The following is a 7,441-nucleotide window of genomic DNA, read 5'->3' on the forward strand; positions in this document are numbered from 1 at the left end:
GTCCGGACGAACCGGACGCCTTACAGGGAGGACCTGCTTAAAACTTGCCGCGAACACCGAAGGAGACCGTCGTGCCATTGTAGAACGAGCTGTCGCGGCGGCTCTGCCCGTTGCCTTTGGATTGTTCGGGGTTTTCGAAGTAGAGGTACGTGTTCTCGTTCAAGATGTTGAGCGCATCGATCCTAATTTCTATCAAATCGTTCAGCTGATAGCTGATCGTTCCATCAAGGTAGCCTTGCGGTGCGACATACGTGATGAGATCGTTGCCGAGGTTTTCAAACGAAGTGCCGGTCTTGCCGCGATAGTTGTACGAGGCGCGCAGGGTAAACGGGCCTTTTTCGTAGAAGCCGGTAAGGCTGTAGGACTTCTTCGGCACGAACGAGATTGGAACGATCGTGCCGGCTGTAGTTACGAAATCCCCGCCATCCTGATCGATCAATGTCAGGCTTGCCGTCACGCCTAAACCGTCGAAAGGTTCTGGTAAGAACGTGAAGTTCTGCTGATACGCCGCTTCCAGTCCCTTAAGATTAAGTTCGCCTTGGTTGATCGTAATTGTCCGGCGGATTTGGAAATCCGGCGGAATCACGCCGTCGGGAAAGCCCAGCGATAGCGCATTGAATGCGTTTTGCGGCAGACCAAGCGAGCTAAACGGCACGTATTCCTGTGATGCAAAGGGCCGGTTCTTGATGTTCTTCTGAAAGACGCCGACGCTGATCAGCGCGCCAGGTGCGAAGTACCATTCTGCTGCTGCATCGTACTGATCTGCAATCTGAGGCAGCAGATCGGGGTTGCCGACCGTTACCTGTCCTGAGAACACGTTGGGCACCACGGTACTTCCTGCGATAGTGGAAAGCGCGTTGCGGGTAATCGTGCGCCCAGCGGACGTCCTGAGCGTGATGGAACGGGTCAGGTCGAAGGCAAGGCTCGCAGCTGGCAGCCAGTTGTCGTACCCGCCCTTTCGCTCTGCCGGTACAAACTGACCGGCGCCAGCGCTGACGTAGTTATTGATCGTCGTGCGGGTGTCGGAATAGCGCATTCCTACGTTACCGCGAAGCTCACCGCCAAATAGCGGAGTCTTGAAGCTGGCTTCGAAGAAGCCGGTCGAAACCGCCTCGGCCGCCTTGAATGACCCGTTCAGCAAAGGCGGGGCGGCGGCATTCGCACCGTTTGCATCGAGTGTATTCATAACGAAATCGCGTGAGAAGGTAGCGAATTGGGACGGAAAGCCGGGGTTTCCGCCATCTTGCAAGGCGCCGGATTGAACGAAGGGGTCCATATAGCCGAAGACGTCCATGGTCCTGAACGTGCCGCCACCCGGCAGTGTTCGCGTAGCTCCGATCGAGCTGCCATCCCGGCGAGAGATTTGCTTGGTCGAAGAAACGTAGCTGCCGCCCAGCTTTATCTCGAACAGCCGGTCACCATCATCGAGCAGGGTCCAATCCAAAACTGCACGCGCCGTGTGCTGCTTGTCAGTCTCCACCGCCGAACCGAAGGCTATGGTCGGGTCTGCGAAGTTAAGCGGGTCCGTGAACGAAACCGGTGAGCTTATGGTCGGGTAAGACACGTTTTCGGTGGGATCAAACGTCGTTTCTATACCATACAGGGCAGAGAGTACGCGATTACCCGAGCTGCGCCCGCGACTTTCGCTCAAGCTTCCTTGAGCGGAAAACTTAAGATTGTCGGAGATATCGTAAGCGCCACGCGCGATCCCGTATTTGAACGTTGTCTTGAAATCGCGGAAGAAGCTTTCCGTTAGAATGGTCGTGTTGCCAAACGTGCCGTAAAGATTGTTGAACTCGTCAATCTTGACGTTCAGCGGGATTATGCCGGAGTTGGTCCCTCTGCCGGGCAGGTTGGTGGTGCCTGGCACCGTACGGGAGTTGCGTACGGCGACACCGAAGGTGAATTCGTCAGTCTGGTCCGTCAGACGCGAGTAGATGCCGTCAACGCTGAGATCGAGGCGATCGGTTTTGTACTGCAGCGAACCTACCATACCGAGCCGCTCGCGTTCATTATTGGAGGCGAAGGCACGGTACAGGCGGGGCAGGTAGGCGTTCTCCACTTGAGACCGCGTCAGATCTCCGAAATTGGCTCTTGGATTGTCCAGATCGAGCTCGAACTCATAGGCGCCTACGAGGGGGCGGGGTTGGCCAGCAGGCGTTCGATAGCCGCGCGAGCCAATAGCGGATGTATTAAAGCCGCCAGGCGCCTGGAAGCCTGACCGCTCGTTCACGGTGCGGGAATAGGCCACGCCGAACAAGGCGCCGAAATTGCCGAAGGTATCGCTCAGCAGCAGCGAGCCGCGCGGTCCCCATTCTTTAGACTGGGTGTTGTAATTGGCTTGCGCCGTATAGCGGATAACGCGCCCATTGCTGTCGAATGGGCGCGGGGTCTGCAGATCGATGTTACCACCGATGCCGCCCTCCTCCAGGTGGGCAAGAGGGGTTTTATACACGTCCACCCGGCCAAAGAGCTCGGACGGAAACACATCGTAGTTGAAGCTCCGCGACGAGCCGCCGATGTCGAACGATGAAGTCGTGCGGACGGGCGCCATGTTGATGGTGGTGACCGTGAATTCCGGCCCAAGCCCGCGAATACTAATACGCTGGCCTTCGTTCGAAGCGCCGTCGCGTGTCAGAATAATGCCAGGGATACGCTGCAGTGAGTCTGCCACGTTCGCTTCGGGGAACTTGCCGATGTCCTCGGCGACGATCGAGTCGCGGAGGCCGATCGCTTCCTTCTTAAGCGCCAGACCTTGCGCGAGGCTTTCGCGAAAACCGGTGACGACAATGTCGCCTCCCTGATTGTCTGAGTTTTCCGTATCCGCAACTTGGTCGTTCGCGGATGCCGCAGGCGCCGGACCCGGCTCGGAACTGCCTACCGCTGCTGTTTGTGCCGCCGCGGGGGCGAACCCTGTGACAGCTGACAACGCGATGACCGACGCGCCACAAAGTGAATTGAATTTGCCCACCTGTACCCCTCCACACATCGTCGTTCATCGCGACATTGAGAGGAGTTGTCATATAACTATTTGTCGGAGTCAATAATGAGTTTCTTTAGGCTGAGGGCCTTGGGGCCAGACCTGTCGGGTTCAACTCCGCGTGACGGCACAGGCTTTCCTGCATGTGGTGGCGTGCGGCCTCTCGTGCGCCGTCCGAATTCATCCGTACGATCGCGTCGACTATAGCCTCATGTTCCTTGAAGACTTTTTCGGAATAGGCTTGCTGCGCTTCCACAGGTTGGTCGCGCAGATAAAGGCTGCGAGGGGGCACAAGGCGCACGCCAAGAAAGTCGACCAATTTGACAAAATTCTCATTCTTCGTTGCGCGCGCGATCGCCATATGAAGCCGCGTGTCAGCGGCAGCTGAATCGATGGGATCGTCGGCCAAGGTCATGTCGTTGAGGGCCTGACGCATATCACGAATATCGGCCATTGTCCGTCGAGCAGCCGCTAAAGCCGCCATCTCTGTCTCGATTGCCAGGCGCACTTCAAGGAGGCGAACAACGTCGGCAAGTTCCTTCATGTCGTCACGCGAAACTTGAAACGCTTGATAACGCGCATCGTCGGATACGAAGACGCCGGACCCGCGCCGCGCAACAACGCTGCCCTTCGCTTCGAGCCTTGCCACGGCTTCGCGGACGACTGTCCGGCTTACGTTCTCTTGCTCGGCGATGTCCTTTTGCGAAGGTAGGCGCGAGCCCGGTGCCAATTGCGCGGAGCGGATCATCGCGTCCAACTTGAGGAAAAGAGCATCAGCCAAGGATGGTGGTTTCGTCATTGCGAAGCCTATACCACAGGTTGGGGTGCGCGCGATGATGTCCGACAAGCTTGCGAACTACCGCAATCATGCTGTAGATTTGTATGACAACATCGGGCGAGGGGAGAGCTATGGCGTGGAATGGTCATACAAGTTACGCGATTGTGTGCGCAGGCCTTATCGCTTGCGGCATGGGTTCTGGAATACTTAATGGCGCTGCGAATGCTCAGCCTTCGTCCGCGAAGGCGCAGACGCAAAGCTGGCTGCCCAACGTGATAGATGCTCTGCCACCGCCGATTTCACGGGAAGCGCAGGCGACGGTAACCCTTGCCCCATATCGGTTCGATGACCTGCTGTGGGAAAACGATCGAACCGCGCACCGCATATACGGTCATGCGCTCGAGGCTGTGGAGCCCCCCTCTGGTTCTGGCGTGGATTCATGGGGCAAGAATGTACGTTGGCCTTATGCAGATCGCCAACTGCGTGCGGGGGATCAGCACAATTACCACGGCGAAGGCCTGGATTTCTTCCATGTCGGCACCACGCGCGGGGCCGGGGGCCTAGGGATCTGGCATGACAACAAGCTTTGGACCTCCCGGAACTACGTGAGGCACCGCATATTTTCGAGCGGCGGAAAGGAGGCCGATTTTGCCGTCGACTATGCGCCATGGCCCGTCGACGTAGGTCGCAAGGTGTGGGAGACGCGCCGGTTCACGCTCCCATTGGGCACTCATTTCACGCGTATGGTTTCGACCATCTCGTCGGATAAGCCGGATGAACTGCTGGTGGGCGTCGGCATCGGCAAACGCACTACCGGGCCGGGCGCCGGGGAAATGACCGCAGATAGAGAAAAGGGCGTCTTCTCGTGGTGGGGACCTGAGGATGCCGACCACGGCCGGATGGCAGTGGCGATCCGGGTCGACCCCGCGATGATCGCGGACGTTCGACAGGACATAGACAACTATCTGGTGCTTCTGCGGGTCACGCCTGGAAAGCCGTTTGTCTACTATTCGGGTTCGGCGTGGAACCTTGGTCAAGGCGCATTCCATACCCGCGAGCAGTGGGATGACTACGTTGCCGGAGAGCGGCTGAACTTCACTGTGCCGGGAGACAACAATTGAACTATTCGCTTAATCGCCGCCATATCCTCGGCGGTCTGGCAAGCGCGGCAGGTCTGACGGCTTCCGGTGCGCAGCTAGCACTTGCACAAACCTCCAGCAGGCATCTTACCGCCCCAGGCCCAGAAGAGGCCTTGCCGAGCGGCCGCGCCGACCGGGTTTTTTCCGTCGACTTGGCACGTCGGATGGCCGAGCCGATCTTGGCAAAAATGTCACGCGGCCAACTGCGCCGCGACTGGAAGATAGAACTTAGTCCCACATGGGACGGCCGTGACCCCGGCGTTGGCTATCTGGAGGCATTCGGCCGCCTGATCGATGGTCTGGCGCCTTGGCTGGCTCTGCCCGATGATCAAACGGAAGAAAGCCGTTTGCGCGCACGGCTTAGGGAGCAGGCCCTGCAAAGCTTCGAGCACTCCGTCGATCCCAAAAGCCCCGATTACCTGACCTGGCGCGGCCATGGCCAAGCTCTGGTGGATTCTGCATTCTTCACCAGCGCGCTTCTGCGCGCGCCCGACGCCCTGTGGAAACCGCTGAGCACGGCAACCAAGCGCCGCATCGTCGAAGAGATCAAGAACCTTCGTCGTGTGGATCCACCTTATCAGAACTGGATCCTCTTTGCATCGATGAACGAGGCATTCCTCTTTTCCATCGGCGAGGAATGGGATCCAATGCGCGTAGATATGTCGATCCGCAAGTTTATCGAGTGGTATGTGGGCGACGGCTGGTACGGCGACGGCGCGACTTTCCACTTCGATTATTACAACAGCTACGTCATCCATCCGATGTTGGTGCAAATCCTAGAGGTCATGGCGGCAGGCAAACCGGCGTTCAGCGGCCTCAAGCCAGCCGAAGAACTTGCGCGTGCTCTCAAGCGAGAGCAACGCTATTGTGAGCATCTGGAGCGCCTGATCGGTCCGGACGGTGCCTATGCCGCGATTGGACGTTCGCTGACTTACCGCACAGCCGTGCACCAACCTTTGGGCCATTTGGCTTGGCGCGAGAAGTTGCCAGACAGCCTGCCGCTAGGGCAAGTACGCGCCGCGACCATGGCGGCGCAGCGCCGTATCTTCGCCGATCCCAGCAATTTCGATGAAGACGGCTTTTTGACGATTGGGTTCGCAAGGCACCAGCCTACGCTCGGCGACGTCTATTCCAATGCGGGCAGCATGTATATTGCGTCGGAGAGCCTGCTCGCTTTGGGGCTGCCGGCCGCGCACCGCTATTGGACTGACCCCGGTCTGCCGTGGACCATGCGGCTCGCTTATTCACGGCAGGATTTTCCCAAAGATTACCCGGTGGCATACTAAGCGGCGTGAACAAATTTGGGGTCAGTACATGCCGTAGCGACGTGGGCCATTCCAAGGAAACTATAGGCCAAGAGCTTCCGGCGGCAGTCGATTGATGAAGACGAGGGCCGAAACTTCGGAACTTGGGTGACTAATGACCCATACCGCAGCTAAATCACTAGTCGCTCCTCGTGGAGCTTGCTCTCACATCGGGAAGGGCCGGGAACGCTATTTAAGTTTCACCGGCACGCGTATATGGGGCTTATCGGTTCAGGGCGTTCGATGCGCCTCTACTTTCCCTGCAGGAAGCGACAATGCTGCGCGGCCTCTGACTTCGGACTCTTGCTGACGGCGGGGTGTGTAAGTGCATCTGCGCCGTCTCAGCGCTAGTGTGTGTTGGCGAAATTGGTCGCGTTCAGAGTAAGTTGAAGGATTGGGAGATGTGACGGTCACCCAGGGCGATCATGGTATAGACCGCCTCGCATTCAGGTATCGCTCAGCGCCGTTGGATCTCATGATCGCGGCATCTGTGGGGGGGCAATATGGTGCTCCGTGCTTCCATCGCTGCTGTCCGTCCTACTCACGGCAATTGATTGTTCAGCGGCAAGGCCTTCGGGATCGGCGAAATGCGATCTCGTCGTGCGCATGGGCGACCCGGTTGACATGACCATCAACAATCAACCTGTCCGATTTCGCCTCGCCCCAGAGGGAATCTCCGTGCCGGCCGTCAATTCGGACGTAGCCGAGCGGATCAAGTTGAGGTCGAGCATGATTGGCTATGTCTACGTCGTCGGACCGGAGAGAATTGCGTTTAGGACCGAGAAAGTTCGCTACGGCGAGGGCGAAGCGTTTTTCAACATCCGCACAGCATTCAGCGATCGGCAAGTTGTTGCGGGTGCCGACGGCGTTGCCGGTCCTGAAACCTTCCCGTCCGGGAGAACCATTTTCATCCTGCGCGATCCGCAGCCCAGTGACCGGGCCGTCACACTCCCTCTCGACAAGAAGATGGGTCGAAGCCAGACCAGTGTGCGGATCAATGTTGGCGCCCGCCCGATCTATGCCGCCTTCAGCATCGACCGGACGGAAAGCTTGGTGACCGCGACTGGCGGCCATTGGATCGCCGATGCAAATGGAGGGCGGCTCGAGGGCGCCCCACGGAGGCACCGATCCTTTACGACGTATCACGCCCGAGGCTGTGTAAAAACGCGCCGAGGCGGAGGTGTCGGATCTTAGTGCGGTGACAGGCTGTGCACGATTTTTGCTAAAGGCGCGGCTCGTG

The 7,441-nt window shown here is 58.3% G+C and carries 5 protein-coding genes; 2 read left to right on the plus strand and 3 right to left on the minus strand.

Features of this window, described 5'->3' with window-relative positions:
* Window positions 1-37: 37 nt before the first annotated feature.
* On the minus strand, window positions 38-2,971 hold the full coding sequence (locus ABVV53_RS01650) for a TonB-dependent receptor (RefSeq protein ID WP_353982574.1): 2,934 nt from the start codon (window positions 2,969-2,971) through the stop codon (window positions 38-40).
* 85 nt (window positions 2,972-3,056) lie between these two features.
* Window positions 3,057-3,779 (minus strand): FadR/GntR family transcriptional regulator, encoded by a 723-nt coding sequence (locus ABVV53_RS01655; RefSeq protein WP_353982575.1) that lies wholly within the window; start codon window positions 3,777-3,779, stop codon window positions 3,057-3,059.
* A 170-nt stretch (window positions 3,780-3,949) separates the two neighbouring features.
* On the opposite strand from ABVV53_RS01655, the gene ABVV53_RS01660 reads away from it, so the two are divergent.
* Together ABVV53_RS01660 and ABVV53_RS01665 are read left to right on the plus strand one after the other, a co-directional pair.
* Window positions 3,950-4,879, plus strand: coding sequence for a DUF4861 family protein (locus ABVV53_RS01660; RefSeq protein WP_353982576.1), 930 nt, complete (start codon window positions 3,950-3,952; stop codon window positions 4,877-4,879).
* A complete protein-coding gene (locus ABVV53_RS01665; RefSeq protein WP_353982577.1) occupies window positions 4,876-6,183 on the plus strand; it encodes a DUF2264 domain-containing protein in 1,308 nt (435 codons plus the stop codon). The genes ABVV53_RS01660 and ABVV53_RS01665 overlap by 4 nt, the downstream gene beginning before the upstream one ends.
* Before the next feature lie 576 nt (window positions 6,184-6,759).
* Here ABVV53_RS01665 and ABVV53_RS01670 read toward each other — a convergent pair.
* Window positions 6,760-7,441: hypothetical protein (locus ABVV53_RS01670; protein WP_353982578.1), on the minus strand; the 682-nt coding region annotated here is incomplete at its 5' end.

The sequence above is a fragment of the Novosphingobium kalidii genome (genome assembly GCF_040534015.1).
Classification (GTDB): Bacteria; Pseudomonadota; Alphaproteobacteria; order Sphingomonadales; family Sphingomonadaceae; genus Novosphingobium; species Novosphingobium kalidii.

Excerpts from the sequence above, each read along its gene's own strand:
- ABVV53_RS01655 (WP_353982575.1), bottom strand. The coding sequence starts at position 3,779 with ATGACGAAACCACCATCCTTGGCTGATGCTCTTTTCCTCAAGTTGGAC.
- ABVV53_RS01660 (WP_353982576.1), top strand. The coding sequence starts at position 3,950 with ATGGGTTCTGGAATACTTAATGGCGCTGCGAATGCTCAGCCTTCGTCC.